A 22,087-nucleotide genomic window follows, 5' to 3' on the forward strand; every position below is an offset into this window, starting at 1 on the left:
CAGCGTGAGCCTGTCCACCGTGACCTGACCGTTCTTCGCCGCAAAGGAGAGGAACAGACGGTCGAAACGGTTGGTGGAAAGCAGATTGCCCGCCAGCGGAATGCTCGAAGGCAGAATGCTGAACGCCGTTTCCACCTGCGAGGACGTGAGACTGCCCTTGCCGCTCAGCGAAGGCAGCCCCCGCGACGTGGTGAACGAAACGGATGCGTTGATGGAACCGCTGCCCGAAAGCAGAGGACGCTCGGCAACGGCGCGGGACAGATCGTCAAGGTTGGCCTGCGGCACGCTGAAGTTGGCCGAAAGCCTCGAGGAAAGCGGCGTGGTGGGCAGCATGACCATTTTCATGGACGCCGTGACCGGACTGCCGGCCACAATGCCGGAAAGCGGATTGAACTCGTAGGTGCCGTTCTGTCCGGCAAGGCGCGTGTGCACGCTTTCCAGGTGCACGCGGTTCCAGCGCACGTGCTCGGCGCTGAGCTGAAGATTGACGCGGGGCCAGCGGGTGAAATCGCGGGTTTCCAGCGTTTGGGGAGAGATTGAGGAATAGCTGCTGCGGTAGTCGTCGATGTTGAGGTCGCCGAGCATGAGATCCCCGGTGATGACGAAGGGATTCGGCGAAATGGTGAGATTGCCGCTGTAGGTGAGATCGTCGGCCTTGCCCTGAATGCCGGTCATGGTCATTTTCCCGCCGGACCAGCGCATCTGCGCGCTGAAGGCGCAGTCGCTGAAAATGCTGTGATCGGCAAAGGGCAGCGGCTGATGAATGATGGCGCTTATGCGCTGCGGATCGCCTTCGATTTCCACCTTGAGCGAGGCGTCGCCGCGCACGGGATCGCTGTACATGCGCGCGAGCGAGTCCACGCTGCCCGAGGCCGGGGCGGAGAGGTCGGGGCCCTGGAAGCGCAGCTGGGAAAGCGTGAGGGCGTCGCTGTCGAAGTCGTAGTCGAGCTCGCCGGAAAGGTTGAGATACTCCCGGAAGGACACGCCGTTGCCCGGCGTGAGCATGGCTTTTTCAATGGCGAAGGAGGCCTTTTTCTTGTCGAGCAGGGCGGAACAGTTGAGTTCCACCCCCGCGTGGAAGAAGGGCGAGGAACCTTCGATGTCGGTCTGCAGATTGAACCTGGTGGCCGTGCCCGGATGCACGTTGGTGGCGCTCAGCGTGACCGGGGAGAAGACGACCGTGGAGCCGTCGGGCTGGATGAGGCAGACGCGGCCGCGCGCAATGCTGATGTTGTCGGGCGCGATGCGCAGCGCGTGCAGAATGGTCTGTATGAGATCGTCGAAGTCGCGCCGGTGCTCCACGCTGGCGGGAATGCCGTCGAGATACTCCAGAAGGGGCTTCTTGAGCCGCATGGTCAGATCGAGGTCATCCACGGAGAAGTTCTTGATGCTGAACTTGCCCGTGAAAAGCGCGTGGGAGGAAATCATGACCGAGGCGCGGCTGAAGCTGAACTCGAGCGAGCCGTCGGGACTTTTCCAGGAACTGGCGGCAAGTTCCAGACCGCGATTGGGGAAAAGCGTGAGCTCGGGCGCCTTTTCCGTCACGAGGGGCGCGCCGGTGCTGTTTTCCACGTAGGCGTTGAACTTGTCGATGATGATGTCGCTGTTTGTGGCCACCAGCGCGAAAAGGCCGCCACCGGCCACAAGCACGAGAAGAACGAGAACAAGCAGTATTTTTCGCAGCATCTGACTATCCGGCGAACAGTTTATTGGCCTACACTATACAGAATCGGCAGATGGGGCAAGTCCCTTCGTCCGGGCGGCGGGACGGAAAGAAAAAGGGGAAGCAGAAACGGCCGGAGAGGGCGGCGGGGGGGGCGAACGGACGGAAGAGACGGGGAGAAAGCGCGGGGAGGTCGCGCGGGGGAGAAAAGGTGCGCGGTGGCTCCGGGTGCGGCGGGAAGGAGGGGAAGAGGGGCGGCGGGGGGGGGCTGCTGCGGCCTGCCCGGAGGCCAGCGTCATGCCGCAGCGGCGGGCGGCAGAGGGAGCAGAGCAAGGGCCCGCGCGTGGGAGGTGGGCAGAATGTTGCGCTGTTTCATGAAAGGGCATGACCCGAGTGGCCTGCGCGGGAAGGCGAAAGGGAGCGGAAGCCCCCGACGCCGGAGAGAACCCCCACGTGCGTGGGGAAGACTGCGTGAGAGCGACCATCTGTGGGGGGTGGACAGAAACACCCCCACGCGTATGGGGAAAACTCGCCGCAGGTGTTGGTTGTGCCGAGAGCCACGGCTACCCACGAGTGGGAAGACGCTCTGCTTAAAAGGCAGGTACTCTACAGAGAGCCCCACGCTTGTGGGGACAAACGGTATCCCCGTGCGCGACCACATGCTGAAATAGGAAACACCCCCACGTGCGTGGGGAAGACGAAGTCGAAGTCAGCAAGGACAAGGCCGACCAGGAAACACCCCCCACTCGTATGGGGAAGACGATTTCCTCCAGAATGTCCAGATCGTTCTAAAAGAAACATCCCCACGCGTGTGGGGAAACCACGGCCACAGGATCGTCCAAATTGATAGGCGCGGAAACATCCCCACGCGTGTGGGGAAACCCCTGACATGGTATTGAACGTTGCTGGTCGGGTCAATGCCGGTAATCGAAACGTCTTTCCTTCTCCAGCAAGACGTCAGGCTCCCTGTCCGCCCTCGTACTTTTCCGCAGCCTCTTCCCCCGGCTCTTTTCTGCACTCCTCCCGCTTCCGCCCGTCAGTCCTCCGAAATGCAGAAAGAAATGCTTGAAAATGATTTTCATTTTTGATAGTGTTCTTTCATCGCCCTTTTCCCCGCACGGACAAGCCGTTGCCCCGGAAAACGGTCACATCGAAACCCTGCGGGCCCGCGCCCGAAAGCATATGCCGGGAGACTTTCCGGCTGAGGAGAAAACATCATGCAGACGGCCATAGTCATTGTGCTGCTCGCGCTTGCGTGCGTCTATCTTTTCAGGAGGTTCCGTCGTTCTCTGTCCGGAGGAGGCTGCGGGTGCGGCTGCTCTTCCTGCTCAAAGGGCGGCTGTTCGTCCTGCAGCACCACCCTTGAACCGTTCCGCGCAACGGACGGAAATCCGAAACCGCCGCGCTGACATTCTTCTGCCCGCAGAAAACGGCGGAAAATGCTCCCTGCGTTCCGCCCGAAGCGCCGTTTTCGTTCGCCGGGCTCATGAGCGCGTATCTGACCCGCTGCCGTCGTGGACGGGGCGGGTTTTTTCCGGCAAAAAAACGTCCCTTTTTCAGCGCAGACGGGAAAATTTTTCAAAAACCGCATTTTTTCCGTGAACTCGCGCGGCTGCGGCCCTTCCCTTTTTCAGAATCGGGCCTATGTTCTGAAAAAAAGGAGTTTCCCGCATGAATACGCTGACCCCCCGGCAGATCGTTGCCGAGCTCGACAAATATATCATAGGACAGGAACAGGCCAAACGCATGGTGGCCGTGGCCGTGCGCAACCGCTGGCGTCGTCAGCAGCTCGATCCCGCCATGCGCGACGAAATAGCGCCCAAGAACATCATACTCATGGGCCCCACCGGCGTGGGCAAGACCGAAATCGCCCGCAGACTGGCAAAGCTTACCGGCGCGCCCTTCATCAAGGTGGAAGCCACCAAGTATACCGAAGTCGGCTACGTGGGCCGCGACGTGGAATCCATGATTCGCGACCTCATGGAACTGGGCATTAAGCTCGTGCGCGACGAGGAAGGGCAGAGAGTGGCCGCCAAAGCCGAGGCTCAGGCCGAGGAACGTCTGCTCGACCTGCTTCTGCCCGGAAGCTCCATGGATTCCGGACGCGAGGCCACCCGCGAAAAGCTCCGCAATCTCTGGAAGCTCGGCCACCTCGACGACCACGAAGTCGAAGTGGAAGTCACCGAACAGGCCCCCCAGATGGATATGTTCGCCATGCCCGGCATGGACAATTCCCTCGGCAGCCAGATGAAGAACATGATGAGCCGCTTCATGCCGCCCAAGACCAAAAAGAAGCGCATGAAAACCCGCGCCGCCTACGACATTCTCGTGCAGCAGGCGCGCGACTCCATGCTCGATGAGGAACGCATCGTCGACATCGCCCGCGAACGCGTGGAACAGAGCGGCATCGTGTTCATCGACGAAATAGACAAGATCGCCAGCTCCGCCGCGCAGCAGCGCTCTTCGGACATCTCCCGCGAAGGCGTCCAGCGCGACCTTCTCCCCGTGGTCGAAGGCTGCGTGGTCAATACCAAGTACGGCATGATCCATACCGATCACATACTCTTCATCGCCGCCGGCGCGTTCCATTTCAGCAAGCCCTCGGATCTCATTCCCGAACTCCAGGGCCGCTTCCCCCTGCGCGTCGAGCTCCAGGCCCTGGGCAGCGAGGAGTTCTTCCGCATACTTACCGAGCCCCACAACTCCCTGCAGAAACAGTACGACGCCCTCCTTTCCACGGAAAACGTCACCCTCCACTTCACCAACGACGGACTCAGCGACATAGCGTCCTTCGCCCAGGAAACCAACGCCAGAACCGAAAACATCGGCGCCCGCAGACTTTACACCATCCTCGAAAAAATCCTCGCCGACATCTCCTTCGAGGCCCCGGAACACGCCGGTGAACACATCGTCATCGACAAGGCCTACGTCGCCGAACACCTCGCCGACGTCAAAAACGACGTCGATCTGCAGCAGTTCATCCTGTAAAGGCAGGAAAGGCAGGAAAGAGGAAGGGGACAGGCCGGAGCAGACGGGGCGCCGCCCCGAACCCCGGCGGGGAGTCCCCCGCACCCCCGAAAGGCAATGCGGGGGAAATAATTCCCCCCGCGCCCCCCTGTTTCGCCTTGCGGCTTCGCCGCGCGGCGGGAACGTGCGGATGACGGGAGTCGTGCTTTGAAACAGCGGCAGGGCAGGGGAGTGACGCAAAGGCCGGAAGATTCGGCGGACGCGTTTCGGCTGCGCAGTCAGTGCAGGCGTGTGCTGCCGCACCCGCCTGCGGTGGCCGACCGATGTTCCCGCGCTGCGGTAACATCGGTGTGGTTTGAAGGGATTTCCAGATTAAAAATATGTCTGTCATGACATGAAAAAAGCCGTCGTCCGTATTCGGGCGGCGGCTTTTGTGTTTTTTGCAGAGGGGATTCGGGAGAAGGCGGGACGGCGTAGAGGGGACAGCGTTGATGCCGGAAGCGCCTCATTTTGCACGGGCGCGGGAATCGTGGAGAATGTCCGGATGTCGTTTCCCGAAAAATAAAAGTTTTCGGAAAGGGGATGGGGGTGCGGGGGAAGGGGGAAAGCCCTTTTTCAAAAGGGTTTCCCCCTTCCCCCGCAAATCTTGCCCTCTCTACGTCCTCTCTTACTCCATGGCGGATTTCAGGATGAAGCTGCGGGAGTCGACCTTCTGGCGGGCCATGCCGTTTTCGAGGAGGAAGGTCATGTCGTTATCGAGGCTTTTGATATCGCTTTCGTTGAGGCGCTTCATGTAGTGGGACCAGGCGTAGAGCTGTTCGGCGTCGGCTTCGGAGATGTTCTGTTCTTTGGCGCCGAGGGCGATGGCTTCCTTATGGTTGGCCATGATCCAGTCGTAGGCTTCGTCCTGCACGGCGACCACGTCTTTGACGAGGTCGGGCTGCTCTTCGATGAATTTCTTGCTGGCGCACATGGCGAGTATGGGGGTGACGAGGCCGGTGGCGGTGGCAATGACGGGCTTGCCCGCTTCTTTGGCCTTGACCAGCGCGCCTGCGGCAATGAGGGCGGCGTCCACCTTGCCGGACATGAGCGCGGAGAAGCTCTGCGGAATGCCCATCTGCACGAATTTCACGTCGTTGATGGTAAGGCCTTCTTTGGCGAGGCCGGCCACGAGAAGCTGATGCAGCACGGTGCCCTTGGGACCGGCAATGGTCTTGCCGCGCAGGTCGGCGAAGGTTTTGGCGCCGTTTTCCTGTCCCACGAGGGCGAACACGTCGGTGGGACGCGCGGCTCCGGCAATGATGATGACCGGATTGCCTTCGGCATTGGCCATCTGCACCGAGGTGGTATTGAGCACGCCGCCCACGTCGAGCGCGCCGGACGCCATGGCCGTAGCCTGCTGTGCGCCGGAGTCTATTTCATGCCATTTGACGGTGATGCCCTTGGGTTCGAGCTTTTTTTCCAGAAGCCGGTGTTCCTTCATGACGATCATCTGAAGATTGAAGGGCGACTTCACATAGCTGATGTTGAGCGCGCCTTCTTCGGCGAACGAGGGCGCGGCAAACAGGGACAAGGCCAGGGCCAGAATGAGAGATTTAGGCATCTTCATAATAATTACAACTCCTTAGTATTCAGATGCGTAAGAATGTTGCGGCGGATGGTTTCCCGCCGTTCGGGGCCTGTGGTGTCGGAAAGGTCGAAGCTTTCGGAAATGACGCCGTGGTCCATGACGCAGAGGCGGCTGCCCACGCGAAGGGCTTCCTCCATGTCGTGGGTGACGAGCAGGCACAGCGAGTCGGCCATGAGCTTTTTCAGCATGATCTGCAGTTTTTCTCTGGTAATGGCGTCAAGCGAGGCAAAGGGCTCGTCCATGAGCAGGATGCGCGGCGAGCGCAGCAGGGCGCGCGCCACGCCTACGCGCTGCGCCATGCCGCCGGACAGTTCGCGGGGCATGGCGGAAAGGGTATCCGGCGGCAGTTCCACCATGGCAAGGGCCCGAGTCATGCGCGTTGCGGCATCGGGGCAGGAGGAGGGCAGCGCAAGGCGCAGATTTTCGCCCGCCGTGAGCCACGGCAGCAGGCGCGGATCCTGAAAGACCATGGCGCATTCTTCGGGCTGGACGAGCACGCGGCCGGAATCGGGCGCTTCCAGTCCGGCAGTGATGCGCAGAAGCGTGGACTTGCCGCAGCCCGACGCGCCGAGAAGGCAGGTGATGCCGCGTTCGGCAAGCACGATGTCGGTGCCGCGCAGAACGTCGCGGGCTCCGAAGCTCTTGCGCACGTTTTGAAGAAGCGCGATTCCGTCGTCGCCTGCGGAAACAGTCGTCTCGCTCATGCGGCAAGCTCCGGAAAGCGCCGCTTGAGCAGCGCCGAGGAAAGAGAGGAAAAGGCGGCGTCGAGCGCCCAGCCGAGAAAGCCGATGATCAGTATGCCCACAATGACCTCGTCGGCCCGCTGCATCTGCTCGGCGTCCATGATCATGTACCCGAGGCCGCTGCTTGCCGCAATGAGCTCCGCCGCAATGAGCGCGCGCCAGCTGTAGCCGAAGCTCAGACGCAGCCCCGTAATGATGGAAGGCGTGGCCGCAGGCAGAAGAAAGAACAGCACCATGCGCCAGCGCGAAAGGTGAAGACTCGCGGCCAGCTCGCGAAAGGACGCATCCAGCCGTGAAAGTCCGTCGCGCGTGTTGAGATAGATGGGGAAGAACGACGCCAGCACAATGACCGCTATCTGCGTGGCGTCGCCTATGCCGAGCCACAGAATGAGCAGCGGCGTGAGCGCCAGCGGCGGCGTCATGCGCATGAAGGAAAGCGTGCCCTGAAAAAGCTCGTCCAGCATTTTCCAGCGATACAGCGCCGCAGCCGTGAGAAACGCCAGCGCTACGCTCAGGCAGAACCCCGCCGCAATGCGATAGAACGACGCCAGCACGTGCGCCGTAAGAACGCCGTTTTTCGCCATGACAAGCCCCGTGTCCAGCACCCTCGCCGGCCCGGGCAGAAGATACGGCGAAACCACGCCGGAAACACCCTGCCAGAGAATCAGCACAAGAAAAGGTACAAAAAGGGACTTGAAAGCACGCATGGCCGGGATTCTAGGACGCAATGCCCCGCCTGTCCATGCCGTAGAAAAAGGTTTTTTGCCCGGATGCCGATTTTTTCGGAACCGCCGAGGCCTTTTGGCCCCGACCGGCACAAAAAAACAAGGCCCGTCGGAACGCTGATGGCATCAGCCCCCGGCAGGCCGCTCAGGAGGAAAACGCAGGAAAGGCAGGAAAGAGGAAGGGGACAGGCCGGAGCAGCCGGGGCGCTGCCCCGGACCCCGCCGGGGGAAATGATTTCCCCCGGGCCCCCTCATTCCTTTCAGCTTGTTGACAACGCTCTGGGGAACGCGGGCGACATCAGGAGTCCGCGCCGACGACCGCAGGCAGGCGGGATTCACTCCCGCCGTCAAGCGCGGCGGGCGTCGTGCAAGCCCCGCAGTCCGTACAGCGTGTCCGGAGCAGATGGGCGGTGGAGACACTCGGGAGAAGGAAAATGTCATGATTTCCCCCGGGCCCCCTCATTCCTTTCAGCTTTTTGCCGAAGTTTTTGGGGGACGCAGAAGTCAGGCTCTGAACAGGCAGGGCAGGGGAGTGTCGCCAAGGCCGGAAGGCTCGGCAGGCGCGTTTCGGCTGCCAAGTCAGTGCAGGCGTGTGCCCTGCACCCGCCTGCGGTGGCCGACCGATGTTCCCGCGCTGCGGCAACATCGGTGCGTTGGGAAGGGATTTCCAGATGGTTAGGGTGGGGCGTTTGCCCGAAGCTCGGGGGAGCTTTTGTTTGCAGGGAACAACCGCCTTTCAACGCTCTGGGGCCCCCGGGCGCTTTCGAGCGCCCGGGCCGACACCCGCCGGTAGCCGGAATTCACTTCCGGCGTTAAACGCAGCGGGTGTCGTGCAAGCCTCGCGCCCGTACAGCGTGTCCCGGGCAGACGGGCTTTTGCGCCACTCCTCCCCCTTAAAATGTCACGCGCAGGCCGAGCGTGAGCTGATGCGCATACATGTCCTTGCTCTTCATGGAGATGCCGGGATTGCTGGCCTTGGCGTCGCCCATCATGAGGAAGCGATAGCCGAAGTCGGCGGCAATGTTTTCCGTGAAGGCGTAGGAGCAGCCGAGACCCACCTGTCCGGCGAACACGGTGTCGGTATCGGAGAATGAGCTGTTTTCGGATTCTCCGAGGCTGTTGTAGTTGTACTTGACCTTGTTGGTGACGAAGGCCATGCCGATGCCGCCGCCGATATAGGGCGTGAAGCCGTAAAAGTCGGTGATGTCCCAGTACACGTTGGCCAGCAGGGTCTGGAAGCGCACGGTGTGTCTGGCGGCCAGAGCGTCGCCCGCAAGCTGGTCGATGAAGCCGAGATGACGCGAGGAATTGCCGTAGGCGGCGTATTCGAGCTCGGCGCGCACGGGAAGGTCGAAGACGGGAGCGAAGTTGTAGCCGATGGCGAGAGCGCCGCCGGCGCGGGCCGCGTCCTTGGAGCCGGAGCCGGGCAGACGGTCGCCGTCGAAATCTTTGCCCATGCCCTTGAAGTGCTGGACGTTGAGCACGAACTTGGGCGCGACGTACACGCCGATGAGATCGGCGGCCTGAGCCTGAGCGGGCAGCAGCAGGCAGGCCGCGACAAGCAGCATTCCGAACTTCTTGAACATAAGAGTTCTCCTGGTTAGAGGTGCGAAAGGCCGGAACGCTCCGGCGCACGGTGCGCAGGGATGGGCGGGGGCCTTTGTTGCAGGCGCGGCAGGGCCGCGCAACCCTGGGTCATGCCTTCGGTATAGCGCGACGGCTCAGGCAATCCATGATTATCATGCAAAGACGGGGAGAGGCGCAGGGCATGGCGGGGCGCACCGAAACCGGGAAGACAAGGGCGCGGCAAACGATGCCGGGAGGCTTTTTTTGAGGGGGAGAGGGAGGGATGAGCGCGGCGCAGGCGTCGGACGGAAGACGGAAAACCGACGGGCATGGCGACGGGACGGCAGAGCTCACGATTCAAAGAGCGCCCTTTGCCTTCTGCGGAAGGCACGGACAGGGAAAAGACGCCTTCATGCGCCTGAAAGGGAAAGAGCGCTCCCGCAAGTGGCGGACTGCCGGAGTCTGCGGAAGGCGGGGAGATTCTGGCGGCTCAGGCCAAGGAGGCAGCCTGCGCGCAGGCTGACGGGGCTGTTGCAGAGGGGGCCGGCCACGAGCGATGCTGCGGCCCGCGCAGGAAAAAAGCCCGGCTCCTGCGTCTGGCGCAGGTGAGACCGGGCATTGCTTTTGCGTAAGAAAAAAGGCGGCCCTTTGCCGGGTGGTACGAGCGCCGTCAGCGCTGTCCGGGGCTGTCGGGAGAAGGCCGGCGACTTTCGGGCAGCTTTTCGGGAAGCTCTTCGGTTTCCCTTTCGTCTTCGGCAATTTCTTCCGGGGTGCGGCGGCGCAGGCGGAATTCGTAAATGAAGAGCATCACTACGGAAATGAGCAGCGGAATGAGATAGTAGAGCACGCGGAACACGAGAATGGCGCCGAACAGACGCTTGGGATTCACGCCCTGAATGATGTGCATGAGAATGAGCTCGAGCACGCCCACGCCGCCGGGTACGTGGGTAAGCACCACGGACACCTGGGCGAGCAGGTAGTTGGGCAGAAAATCGGCAAAGGAAAGGGCGCTGTGCTGGGGCAGCAGCACATAGAGGCAGGCGGCGGCCGCCACAAGGTCGGCACAGGCCACGGCGGTCTGCGCCAGAGCGATGTGCAGGGTGGGCAGGGCGAATTCCTTCTTGAAAATGCGCACGGCGCGTCCCTTGGCCCACCAGCAGATGAAGAGATAGAGCAGACAGATGCCGAGCAGAATGGCGCCGAGTGTGCGGATCTGGGACTGGTCGATGCCGATGCCCGGAGGCACGTGCACGTCGGCAAAGAGCAGCACGCCGCCCGCAAGGCCGAGCGCGCCGATCCAGAACGTGACGGCCAGCATGAGCACGAGGCGCACGATGTCTATGGGATGAAAGCCCCAGGCGCTGTAGAGCCGGTAACGCACGGTCGTGCCGCCGAGCAGGGCGCCGAGATTGTAGCTTACCGCCGATCCGGCAAAGGACACGAGGCAGATTCTGGGAAAGGGCAGGCGGCGATGAATGGCCTTGACGGCCAGCCAGTCGTATCCCACAAGGATGACGTAGTTGATGACGACGAGAATCACTGCGAGAACGAGCTGTCTGTGCCGTATGTGGAGTATGCTGTCGATGATTTCTTCCATGCTGTAGCGCTTGAGCTTGTCGTAGAGAAGCCAGCAGGCCAGCACACAGATGAGAAGAACGAGGAGCTTTCCCAGAATCGGCAGATATTTTTTCATTGTCGGCAAATCGTACACCCGGAAGATACAGAGTCATGCCATGAGGCGGAGGAATAATTTTAGCGCCATCACAATACCGTTATGGACGCGTAAAGGCAAGGGGAGGATAGTGACAAATATGACGGCAGCACACATTTCCTGCTGGGACAAAGGTATGGCGCGCCATGCTTTTTTGTATGAAATCACTGAATATTTTTATATTTTTTCTGTTGAATTAAAATTCACAAAATGGCGCAGTGCACAGGCGGCGCGTGTGCGGAACGGGGAGGAGCGGCTGCCTGGAGAGAGACGGAACGCGGCGTGAGGGGCGTTGACGCTCCCTTCCCGGGCCGTTAAATTTGAGGAAGAGCGCGTTTGTGTTCAGACGCGCAGTCCGGGGCGACGCCCCGCAGAAGGAGGTCAGGCATGACGGCAGACAAGGAGGGGACCGTTTCCGGTCTGGAACCGTGGCCCGCAGTCGTGAAGCGCGGGCGCGGACGTCCCCGCAAGAACAGGGCGCAGACGGAGGAGACCTCTGCCGTTCTTGAGGCACAGGCCGTAATCGACGCGCCCGCTGCCGCCGTGGAGGGGGAGAAGACGCCGAAGCCCACGGCGCTTTTTGCCGCGAGGCGCGCGCCTTCGGACAGCCTGCGCGCCCTCGGCGAGCGATGGCTCGACGAGCTTTTTGCCGTGCGCGGCCTTTCGCCCATGACCGTGGATTCCTACCGGCAGGACATTGCTTCGCTTGCGGCCTTTCTTGAGGAGAGCGGCACGGAGGATCTGACGGCCCGGCAGGCGCTCGCCATGCTGGACGACGAGCAGCTTCTGCTTTTCGTGGTGTGGCTCAGGCGGCGCGGCGACGGCAAGCGCACGCTGGCGCGCCGGCTCTCGTGCCTGCGCGGCTTTCTCGGCTGGTGCGTGGATCAGGGCCTCATGAGCGGCAATCCCGCCGAGCTTCTGGACGGCCCCAAGCTCCCCCGCGTGCTCCCCAACGTGCTTTCCCGCGACGAGGTGCTGCGGCTCATCGACGCGCCGGACAGGCACAATCGTCTCGGGCGGCGCGATCACGCCATGCTCGAGCTCATGTACGCATCCGGTCTGCGCGTGTCCGAGCTCGTGAACCTGCGGCCTCTGGACATCGACCTTCAAAGCGGCGTGGTGCGGGTATTCGGCAAGGGCCGCAAGGAGCGGCTCATTCCCATGCACGCGCGCGCCGTGGCCGTCATGGACGACTATCTTCAGAACGTGCGGCCCGACTTCATGCCTCAGGACAGCCGCGTGTTCCTCAACCGTTCCGGCAAGGGGCTCACCCGTCAGGCCGTGTGGAAGCTCATCCGCCGCTACGCCTTCGAGGCCCGCATAGGCCGCGACATTTCGCCGCACACCATGCGGCATACCTTTGCCACGCATCTTCTTGAGGGCGGCGCGGATCTGCGTACCGTGCAGATGCTGCTCGGCCATAGTGACCTTTCGGCCACGGAACTGTATACCCATGTCCGTTCCGACCTGCTGGAAGACGTGTACCGCCGCTGTCATCCCCGCAATCTGTTCCATGCCGGAGGCGTCGACGAAGACGGGGACGAAGACGAGGAGAACGTGGCGCCTTCAAACGCGCAGACAGGCACGGCCTCCGGAGAAGACGCCGTCCCCCGGACGCCGGAGTCCGCTTTTTCGGAAACGGAGGCCTGACCGCCTTTGCGGCGAGAAATCATGAGAACAGCTCTCCTCTGGGAGAGAAAGACAAGAAAGGATGTTTCATGAACGTTGAAACCGTCATCACCTGTCACGCCAACGCCGACAACGACGCGCTCGCCGCGCTGGTGGGGGCGCTCGTGCTGTATCCTGACGCCGTGCTGCTTTTCCCCGGCAGTCAGGAAAGACAGGTGCAGGAATTTTATGACGAGGTGGTGGAGCCGCTCTATCCCTGCGTGAGTCAGCGCGAGCTGGACGTGTCGCAGGTGAAGCGGCTCGTGGTGGTGGACACGCATCTGGCCAGCCGTCTGCCGCAGGCAAAAAAGCTGCTTGAACGCGACGATCTCGACATTCACGTGTGGGACCATCATCCGCTGAGCGACGACGAGGGCGACGACCGCCTTTCCGCCGCGCTCATGATGGACGATCAGGTGGGCGCGGTGAGCACCTTCATCGTGGAAGAGATCCGCCGCCGCAATCTCGACGTGACGTGCGAAATTGCCACGTCCCTTGCCGGAGGCATTTACGGCGATACGGGGTCGTTCGTCTACAGCTCCACCACGCCGCGCGATCTTGACGCCGCCTCGTGGCTGATTTCCCGAGGCGCGGATCTGGCCGTGGTGAGCCGCCTCATCACCCGCGTCATGGGTCGCGAGCAGCTCAAGGCGCTTTCCTCCATGCTGGAGAACACCCAGGCGCGCGACATAGGCGGCGGCGTGGTCATGGCCATATCTTCCATGCAGACGGAAACCTTTCTTGAAGACTTCGCCACCCTCGCTCCGCGCATCATGGAAATAGAGGACTGCTCCGTAATCTTTGCCGTGGCCTCCATGGAAGACAAGGTGCAGGTGGTGGGCCGCAGCCGCACGCCCCTGGTGGACGTGGGCGAAATATGCCGCAGGCTGGGCGGCGGCGGACACTACTACGCGGCCTCCGCCTCGGTGAAGGACATGACCCTTCCGCAGGTGCGCGACTTTCTGAAAATGCAGGCCTCGCTCATCGTGAACGCCGACGAAAACGCGGGCAAGCTCATGACGAGCCCCGCCCTCGGCGCCTCCGAAAGGCTTACCATAGGCGAGGCGCAGTCTCTCATGATCCGCTACGGACTCAAGGCCGTGCCCATCTTTGCCGACGGCACGCAGCGCTGCATAGGCATTCTGTCGCAGGAAACCGCAGCCAAGGCCTCAAGCCACGGTCTGGCGCACATCAAGGTGAGCATGTACATGCAGCGCAGTTTCAGCGTGGTGCCGGAAAGCGCGGGCATTCAGGAACTCGTCGACATCATGGTGGGCTGTCAGCAGCGTCTCATTCCCGTAGTGGGCGGCGGCGACGTGCAGACGCTGGATGAGGAAGCGCGCGAGGTCGAACTCATGACCCGTCCCGTGGTGGGCGTGGTCACGCGTACCGACATCATCCGCCTGTTCATGGGCGAAAACGGCGCGCACATCCCTCCCGTGAGCCGCAAGGCCCGCAAGGAAAGAAACCTCACCTCCGTCATGCGCAAGCGTCTTTCCGCTCCCTGCCTCGACTTTCTGCGCATGGCCGGTGAAATAGGCCACGACATCGGCGCTTCCGTGTACGTGGTGGGCGGCTTCGTGCGCGATCTCGTCATGGACGGCAAGGGGCTCAAGTGGCCGGACATCGACATCGACCTTGTCATCGAGGGCGACGCCATGGCCTTTGCCCATAATCTGGCCATACGTCTCAAGGGCCGCGTGCGAGAACACCGCGAGTTCATGACCGCCATGCTCGTCTTTCCCGCCGAAAGCCTCTGCGCCGACGTGGAGAAGCATCGCCGCACGCACCTTGCCGACACTACGGAAATCAAGGTGGACATCGCCACCGCCAGACTCGAGTTCTACACCGAGCCCGGCGCGCTCCCCCAGGTGGAACGCGGCTCCATCAAGATGGATCTCTACCGCCGCGACTTCTCCATCAACGCCATGGCCGTGCGCCTCAATCCGCAGGTCTTCGGCCAGCTCGTGGACTTCTTCGACGGGCAGGAGGACATCCGCAACAGGCGCATACGCACCCTGCATGCCCTGAGCTTCGTGGAAGACCCCACAAGAATGTTCCGCGCCGTGCGCTTCGAGCAGCGCTACGGCTTCCGCATGGGCGCCCAGTGCGAACGCTTCATGCGCAACGCCATAGACGATCTGCACCTCATTCACCATCTGTCCGGCTCGCGCATCTGCCACGAGCTTGAGCTCATGATGGAGGAACGCAATCCCTTCCTCGGCTTCCGCCGCATGGATGAGCTCGGCCTGCTCGCCGAAGTGCATCCGCTGCTCTCCATGAACGACGAAAAGCGCGACATGGCCGACAGAGTGCGCCGCGTGCTCGAATGGTACATGAGAATGTACCTGCCCGAAGAGCCGGATCTGCTCATGCTCATGCTCATCGCCCTGTGCCGCCGCGCCCCCGCCCCGGACGTGGAATCCCTGCTCGACAGACTCCAGTTCTCCGACAGGCGCAAGCGCGAAACCATGCAGGTGCGCTCCGCCATCATGGCCGCACGCTCCGGCATGAACCAGTGGGAAAAGAAAAAGGGCTCCCTCAGCGACCTGCACCGCATGCTCGGCCGCGCTCCCCTCGAAACCCTGCTCTACCTCCTCGCTCAGGAGGATAACCCCGAACAGCACGAAAAGCTCACCCGCTACATATACATGGGACGGCAGATGAAGCCCGACGTCAACGGCGATGACCTGAAACGCCTCGGCGTCCAGCCCGGCCCCATGATAGGCCGTATCCTGAACGACGTGCTCACCGCGAAAATGGACGACGAATCCATGCCCCGCGACGACCAGCTCGCCCTCGCCGCCAGACTCGCCGTGCAGTACCTCACCGAAGAGGCGGAAGCCGCCCGCGCCGCCGCTGAAAAGTAAAAGGCAGGAAAGGCAGAAAGGCAGAAAAGAGGAAGGGGACAGGCCGGAGCAGCCGGGGCGCCGCCCCGGACCCCGCCGGGGGAAATGATTTCCCCCGGGCCCCCTCGTTTTGCCTTGCGGCTGCGCCGCGCGGCGGGCGTCGTGCGGATGCCGGATGTCGGGCTTTGAAAAGACGGAAAGGGCAGAGGAGCGTGACGCAAAGGCCGGAAGGCTCGGCGGACGCGTTTCGGGCTGCAGGCTCAGTGCGGGCTTGTGTTTGCAGAGGAATAACCGACTCTCGAAGCTCTGGGGCCCCGGGCGACATCAGGAGCCCGGTCGACGGGCACAAGTAGCCGCGATTCACTCGCGGCGTTAAACGCAATGCCCGTCGTGCAAGTCCCGTGTCCGTACAGTGTGTCCAGAACTGACGGACGGTGGCGGCACTCGGGCGTCAAGAAAAAGTTGTTCCCGCTTTGCGGTCACATCGGTGTGGTTTGTGGGGATTTCCAGATTTTTAAGGGGAGAGTGGAGGTTCGAAGCTCTGGAAAACCGTCGTTGGCATGACCTGCCGTTTTTCGAAGCTCAGGCGGGCTTGTGTTTGCAGAGGAATAACCGACTCTCGAAGCTCTGGGGCCCCGGGCGACGTCAGGAGCCCGGTCGACGGGCACAAGTAGCCGCGATTCACTCGCGGCGTTAAACGCAATGCCCGTCGTGCAAGTTAAGGGGCCGCACAGTGTGTCTGGAGCCAACGGGCGGTCATGTCGCCCGGGCGTTGTAAGCCGGACGGTCGTAAGGCAGCCGTATTGATTGCCCCCGGGTCCCATATCCGTTATGCTGCAACAAAAGAGCCGTGTTCGTTTCCGGCGGAAGCCGGGGCGGAGACGACAGACAGGCGGGTTCTGCATGGCGGGACCCGGTGATGGAACGACCTGGCAAGGAGTTTGGCATGGCGCTTCTGAATCCGTTGACCGATAATGAGCTTTCCGACTATCGTTCCTTTCTGCGCGAGAGAACGCAGCGTTTTCAGGAAGAAATGGCGCGTCTGCGCCGCGGGTACGGCTCGCTCGTGCATTATGCCGACCTTCATGAGCGGCTCGGCCTGCACAGAGCGCAGGACCCCGAGGGACGCGACTCCTGGCGCATGGCCGAGTGGCTGCCGCAGGCCACCCGCGTGTGGCTGGTCTCGAACCGCACGAAATTTGAACGCCGTCCGGAATGGGAAATGGTGAACGCCGGCGGCGGTCTCTGGCGCATCTACCTGCCGAAGGACGCGCTTGCTCACGGCGATTACTATGAGCTGCATCTTGAGGGCACGGGAGAGCCCGGCATTGTGCGCCGCGTGCCCGCCTTCGCCCGCTGGGTGGAGCAGAACAGGGACAATCCCGATATGTGGTGCGCCCGCGTGTGGGATCCGCAGACGCCATATGTGTTCCGTCATGCGCGTCCCGTCAGGCCGAAGTTCCCCCGCATTTACGAGGCGCACATAGGCATGTCGCAGGACGCCAGAAACCATACGCCCGGCTCCACAGGCAGCTACGACGACTTCATCCGCGACATGCTTCCGCGCATCAGAGCCTGCGGCTACACCGCCGTGCAGCTCATGGGCGTGCCCGAGCATCCGCTCTACAAGTCCTTCGGCTATCAGGTGAGCAGCTATTTTGCGCCGTCGTCGCGCTATGGCGAGCCGGACGGATTCTGCCGTCTGGTGGACGAGGCGCACCGCATGGGGCTGTCCGTCATTCTCGACATCACGCACGCCCACGCCTGCGCCAATACCGAACAGGGACTGGCCCGCTACGACACGAGTTCCTACTTCTTCGATAAGCGCGCCAATCAGTGGGGCACGCCGTCCTTCGACTTCGGTCTGGACATGACGCGCCGCTTCCTGCTCTCCAACTGCCGCTACTGGATGGAGGAATTCCATGTGGACGGCTTCCGCTTCGACGCCGTGGGCAACATGCTCTATACCGATCACGGCATAGGCGACAGCTTTGCCCACGTGGGCCGCTGCTTCTACGCTCCCGACGGCAGTCGCCGCACCAACGCCGCAGGCGAGCTCTATCTGTGCCTCGCCAACGAGCTCGTGCACGAGCTGAACCCCGCCGCCGTGACCATTGCCGAGGAGTTCAGCGGCATGCCCGGCCTGACCTGTCGCCCGGAACAGGGCGGTCTCGGCTTCGACTACCGTTTCGCCATGGGCCTGCCCGATTTCTGGGGCAAGTACGTGAAGGCTCCGTCCGCCATGGGGCGGCTGTGGTATGAAATGACCAACCATCGCCCCTACGACCGTACCATCAGCTACGTGGAATGCCACGACCAGTGCATCAACGGCGACGACGCCATGATATGGCGACTGGTGGGCGACGCCATGTACACCCGCATGAGCCCCTTCAACGCTACCTGGAACGAAACCCGCGGCGTGGCCTTCTATCGCCTCATGCGCGGCATCACCCTCATGTCTGCCGACGCGGGATACCTCAACTTCATGGGCGCGGAATTCGGCCATCCCGAATGGCTCGACGATCAGGAACACGCCCACCGTCAGTGGCAGCTTGCCGAAGACCAGCTTTCCTTCTACGCCGCCCTTGCCCGCTGGGATAAGGCACAGATGAAGGAAATCGTGGACAGACATCGTCGCGACTTCGCCAGATCCCCGGAATTCCGCTTCATCCATGAGGACAAAAGGCTGCTTGCCTTCTCCCGCGGCAGGCTTCTCTTTGCCTTCAACTTTCACGAAACCCGCCCGGAACCTGAGTTCCGCTTCCGCGTGGCGCCCGGCAAGTACGTGGAAATTCTCTCCTCCGATGAACCTCGCTTCGGCGGCTGCGGCAACCTCGTCCCCCATACCCCGCCCACCGAACACTTCAGCGACGCCTCAACCGGCATCGACATGCAGGACATTACCCTTTACCTGCCGCCGCTGACCATGCTCGTTCTTGAAAGGCGGTAAAGGCAGGAAAGAGGAAGGGGACAGGCCGGAGCAGCCGGGGCGCCGCCCCGGAAAGGCAGGAAAGGCAGGAAAGGCAATGCGGGGGAAATAATTTCCCCCGCGCCCCCTTGGTTCTTTCAGCTTGTTGACAACGCTCTGGGGAACGCGGGCGAGGAGCTCTGAACGGGAAGGGCAGGGGAGTGACGCAAAGGCCGGAATCTCGGCATGGCGCGTTTCGGGCTGCCAAGTCAGTGCAGGCGTGTGCTGCCGCACCCGCCTGCGGTGGCCGACCGATGTTCCCGCGTTGCGGTCACATCGGTGTGGTTTGAAGGGATTTCCAGATGGTTAAGGGAGCGTGTCTGCTTGAAGCTCTGGGAAACCTTTGCTTGCATGAACTGCCTTTTCTCGAAGCTCTGGGGCCCCGGGCGACGGCGGCCAGTAGCCGGAATTCTCTTCCGGCGGCAAACGTCGCCGCCGTCGTGCAATCCTCGTGTCCGTACAGCGTGTCCGGCGCAGACGGGAGTCAGTGTTACTCGGGCGCTGTGAGACGGGCGTTTGCGGCACTCAGAAGAAGGAAAATGTTGCCCCGGTCGACGGACATGAACAGCCGCATTCACTTCCGGCGTTCCATGAAATGCCCGTCGTACAAGTCAGGAGTCCGTACAGTGTGTCCGGCGCTGACGAAGTGTGCAATGCTCGACAAGAGGGAAGCGCCCGTCTGCGATGGACGCGCGATGTTTTGTTTCGCGGGAGCATCGGTGTAGTTGGGGCTTATAGGAAAGTAATGTTTTATATCCTAAAAAAATAGGATATAATATTTTTTATTTTAATTAAATATATTACAATAAATTTTATAAATTTTTAAGCTTGTATTTATGATTATTCTCAAAAATTTGAGGTGATAAACTTGACAATGTGGGGTTATAGTCATACATCTTATTCCAGCTCGAGCAAGACAACTTTACTCCAAAAGGAGTCAGCAATGACTAATCCGACATTCATTCAAGCAAGTATTCTTGTTTCAGAAGAAGAGCTTAGGAATGTTATCAACTTTATTGAACAGCGCGGTGGATTTGTCAGAATCGATAAATCAGATGTCAGTACTGGCAATATTCATGTGTCAAGACATGACAAAAATATGGAGAATAAAGAAAATGATGACATTTATCATGAGTATAATATGCCATTTGATCGTAATGATAAAGAATATAAAAGTGAAAGCTCGTGTATATATAAAGTTAAATATCGAGATTTGAGGTACTTATTTGCAAGGATGCCTAAAGTTGAAAGACACGATATCAAAGGAGGAAATTTTAACGTCAATGGATTTTTTGCGATATCAGGAGCATCACGAGTTATAAATAAATTGCTTGTTGAAGATAAAATTGGATATCAGGAAATGATCGGTTATATAACTCAGAATACTGATGTCCAAAAGCCAAAGGAAAAAGTTGATGCACACCTCAAGAATATGCTGTATTATTCTTCAAAGAGGATAGCACTTCAATGGGGACTGTGCGAGGTGATGAATAAAGAGTACGATGAACTTCCACCATGTTTTCGTATTAGCGTCGGAGGAAAGCTGCATACACTTATGGATGACTATGGAAGAGAAGCTGTTTCTTTGTTGAAAAAGGCGGAGAAGATAGAAAGTCCGTTACTTGAAGCATTATGTATGCTTTCGGAAAACAGGTAGCAGGGATAAAGGCGGGAAGAACGAAGTAGTTCAGCACGGTATGATGATGTAAAGTAATCAGAAACACAGGAGCCGGAGCGTTGTGCACCGGCTCCTTGTTTTTATGGTTTGTCGGCGAAGCTGGTCAAACTTCACACTGAGAGGGCAGCGGAAAGCTCGCGAGGCCAAGCGGTTGACCCGCCGAACGGCGCAGTCGTGCGGACACCGGAAGCCGTGCCGAAAAAGGCGGGAAGGGAAGGAAGGGGACGCAGAGGCCAGAGGCTTGGCGGATGCTTTCCGGGCTGTGCAGTCTGGGCAGGCGCGTGCTCTCGCTCCGTCTGCGATGGACGCATGTTGTTTTTGTTTTGCGGCAGCCTCGGGAATAAGGAAAGATTGCAGGAGGCAGAGGATGAGGCAACCTGCAAGATGGGCTTTAGGCTCCCTCAAGGCATGTTTTTTCGTGGCGTGCTACAGGTCGGCTGCGTGCTGTGAACAGGCACGGACATTCCGAAACAGGAGCTTGTATGAACGCATGGGCTGTTCTTATTCTTGCAGGGTGCTGTGAAATTGGCTGGCCGCTCGGACTCAAGCTGGCGCAGGCCGGATCATGGCGTGTTTCCGGTACGCTCATGGCGGTGATCTGCATGGCGGTGAGCGGATTTCTTCTTTTTCTGGCGCAGAAAAGCATTCCCATGGGCACGGCCTATGCCGTATGGACGGGCATAGGGGCGGCAGGCGCGTTCATCAGCGGCGTGCTTTTGTTCGGCGAGCCGCTTCAGCTCATGCGCGTGGCGGCGGTGGCGCTTATCGTAACGGGCGTTATCATGCTCAAAATGGCCTGAGACTCACCGGGCGGACCTTGACCGTTCGCCCGGCATCTGACAGAAAAAGCCATGATCATTACTACCGAACGGCTGCATTATCTCTGGGCCGTGGCAGAAACCGGCTCCTTTTCTGCGGCGGGCGAGAGGCTCGGCGTTACGGGAGCTGCCGTGCAGCAGGTCATCCGTCAGATGGAGGACGATCTTGAGGCCTCGCTCTTTCATCGCGGGGCGGGGCGGCGTCCGGAGCTGACGGAGCTGGGGCGGCAGTTTTATTTTCATGCGCTGGACATCATTCCGCGTCTGGAAGGGCTGGAACGCATGGCCTCTCTTTGTCGGCAGGGGCAGGAGGAAGTGCTGCACATAGGCGTGCATGCCTTTGTGATGACGCCGGAGGTCATGGTTGCGCTCACGCAGCTGCAACAGCAGTTTCCCCTTCTGGAACTGTTCCTTTATGACGCCGAGGACTGTGTGCTGCACTGCGACAAGCTGAGGCTGCTCGACAAGAGCGCCCGGCATACCGTGGACGTGCTTCTGGCTCCGGCACGAATGCGTTACGATCACGGAGGTCAGTCGATTACGGCGGGGCGCATCGTGTGGCGCGTGGCGGTTTCTGCCTCGCATCCGCTCAGCCGTCTGCGCGGCGAGGTGTCTCTTGATGATCTTCTGCAGTATCCGCAGCTTCTTCCCATGCCCGGCGTCATCAGTTCCGATGCCTTTTATGAGAGCTTTCGTCTGAGCAGCCGCCTCATACACTACAGTCAGTTTTATCAGCTTCAGGAAATGCTGCTTGCGGGCATGGGCTTTGCCGTCATGCCGGAGCAGATTGCTCTGCCGCTGGTACGGCATGGACGGCTTCGGCTTCTGGAGCTGGACTTTGACGACGGCGCAAGCTCCACGGCGGTGGAACTTGCCTGGGTGAATCCTCTGGGCGCGGCCGGAGAATGGCTGGTGGAAAGGCTGCGCTCCGCCGCACCCGGCGCGGATGTTCTCTTTTCCGGAAACGTCGGCAGATTTCAGGACAGGCGTTCCTGAACGAAAGCCTTTCCGGGTATTTATGTCGACCTGTCGGTCGCAGCTTCCTTCCGAACGGCGAAGCCGGAGGCGGAACCCGGAGGCGGAACCGAGGGGCGCGGGGAA

General features: G+C 60.7%; 15 protein-coding genes. 9 read left to right on the forward strand and 6 right to left on the reverse strand.

What is annotated here, in order from left to right:
* On the reverse strand, positions 1-1,686 hold a 1,686-nt coding region (locus Q0J81_RS04820), incomplete at its 3' end, for a hypothetical protein (protein ID WP_294446318.1).
* A 1,194-nt stretch (positions 1,687-2,880) separates the two neighbouring features.
* Between Q0J81_RS04820 and Q0J81_RS04825 the strand changes: the two genes are divergently transcribed.
* Together Q0J81_RS04825 and hslU are read left to right on the forward strand one after the other, a co-directional pair.
* Positions 2,881-3,072: a FeoB-associated Cys-rich membrane protein gene (locus Q0J81_RS04825; protein WP_294446320.1), complete on the forward strand. Its 192-nt coding sequence runs from the start codon at positions 2,881-2,883 to the stop codon at positions 3,070-3,072.
* A 262-nt stretch (positions 3,073-3,334) separates the two neighbouring features.
* Entirely contained in the window at positions 3,335-4,651 is a 1,317-nt protein-coding gene (hslU, locus tag Q0J81_RS04830) for an ATP-dependent protease ATPase subunit HslU (RefSeq protein ID WP_294446321.1), read from the forward strand.
* 646 nt (positions 4,652-5,297) lie between these two features.
* On the opposite strand, the gene Q0J81_RS04835 is transcribed toward hslU, so the two are convergent.
* The 5 genes from Q0J81_RS04835 to Q0J81_RS04855 form a co-directional block, all read right to left on the reverse strand.
* A complete protein-coding gene (locus Q0J81_RS04835) occupies positions 5,298-6,239 on the reverse strand; it encodes an ABC transporter substrate-binding protein (RefSeq protein WP_294446322.1) in 942 nt (313 codons plus the stop codon).
* 5 nt (positions 6,240-6,244) lie between these two features.
* Positions 6,245-6,964, reverse strand: a complete 720-nt coding sequence (locus Q0J81_RS04840; RefSeq protein WP_294446323.1) for an ABC transporter ATP-binding protein — start codon at positions 6,962-6,964, stop codon at positions 6,245-6,247.
* Positions 6,961-7,710 (reverse strand): ABC transporter permease, encoded by a 750-nt coding sequence (locus tag Q0J81_RS04845; protein WP_294446325.1) that lies wholly within the window; start codon positions 7,708-7,710, stop codon positions 6,961-6,963. Before Q0J81_RS04845 ends, Q0J81_RS04840 begins: the two co-directional genes overlap by 4 nt.
* Before the next feature lie 911 nt (positions 7,711-8,621).
* Positions 8,622-9,314 carry an outer membrane beta-barrel protein gene (locus tag Q0J81_RS04850; RefSeq protein WP_294446326.1) on the reverse strand — a complete coding sequence of 231 codons (693 nt, stop codon included), beginning with the start codon at positions 9,312-9,314 and terminating at the stop codon, positions 8,622-8,624.
* Positions 9,315-9,964: 650 nt separating this feature from the next.
* Positions 9,965-10,987 (reverse strand): YbhN family protein, encoded by a 1,023-nt coding sequence (locus Q0J81_RS04855; protein WP_294446327.1) that lies wholly within the window; start codon positions 10,985-10,987, stop codon positions 9,965-9,967.
* A 118-nt stretch (positions 10,988-11,105) separates the two neighbouring features.
* Here Q0J81_RS04855 and Q0J81_RS04860 point away from each other — a divergent pair, with 118 nt between their 5' ends.
* The 7 genes from Q0J81_RS04860 (at position 11,106) to Q0J81_RS04890 (ending at position 21,982) form a co-directional block, all read left to right on the forward strand.
* On the forward strand, positions 11,106-11,291 hold the full coding sequence (locus Q0J81_RS04860) for a hypothetical protein (protein WP_294446328.1): 186 nt from the start codon (positions 11,106-11,108) through the stop codon (positions 11,289-11,291).
* 101 nt (positions 11,292-11,392) lie between these two features.
* The gene (locus Q0J81_RS04865; protein ID WP_366937514.1) at positions 11,393-12,655 is read left to right on the forward strand and encodes a site-specific tyrosine recombinase; all 1,263 of its coding nucleotides are present in this window, start codon (positions 11,393-11,395) and stop codon (positions 12,653-12,655) included.
* Positions 12,656-12,723: 68 nt separating this feature from the next.
* Positions 12,724-15,543 carry a CBS domain-containing protein gene (locus Q0J81_RS04870; protein ID WP_294446329.1) on the forward strand — a complete coding sequence of 940 codons (2,820 nt, stop codon included), beginning with the start codon at positions 12,724-12,726 and terminating at the stop codon, positions 15,541-15,543.
* Between the two features lie 925 nt (positions 15,544-16,468).
* A complete protein-coding gene (locus Q0J81_RS04875; RefSeq protein ID WP_294446330.1) occupies positions 16,469-18,472 on the forward strand; it encodes an alpha amylase C-terminal domain-containing protein in 2,004 nt (667 codons plus the stop codon).
* Between the two features lie 961 nt (positions 18,473-19,433).
* Positions 19,434-20,147, forward strand: coding sequence for a hypothetical protein (locus Q0J81_RS04880; RefSeq protein ID WP_294446331.1), 714 nt, complete (start codon positions 19,434-19,436; stop codon positions 20,145-20,147).
* A gap of 503 nt (positions 20,148-20,650) precedes the next feature.
* On the forward strand, positions 20,651-20,968 hold the full coding sequence (locus tag Q0J81_RS04885) for a multidrug efflux SMR transporter (RefSeq protein ID WP_294446332.1): 318 nt from the start codon (positions 20,651-20,653) through the stop codon (positions 20,966-20,968).
* 51 nt (positions 20,969-21,019) lie between these two features.
* The gene (locus tag Q0J81_RS04890; RefSeq protein WP_294446333.1) at positions 21,020-21,982 is read left to right on the forward strand and encodes a LysR family transcriptional regulator; all 963 of its coding nucleotides are present in this window, start codon (positions 21,020-21,022) and stop codon (positions 21,980-21,982) included.
* Positions 21,983-22,087 lie beyond the last annotated feature (105 nt).

This window comes from uncultured Mailhella sp., from assembly GCF_944324575.1.
Taxonomy (GTDB): Bacteria; Desulfobacterota; Desulfovibrionia; order Desulfovibrionales; family Desulfovibrionaceae; genus Mailhella.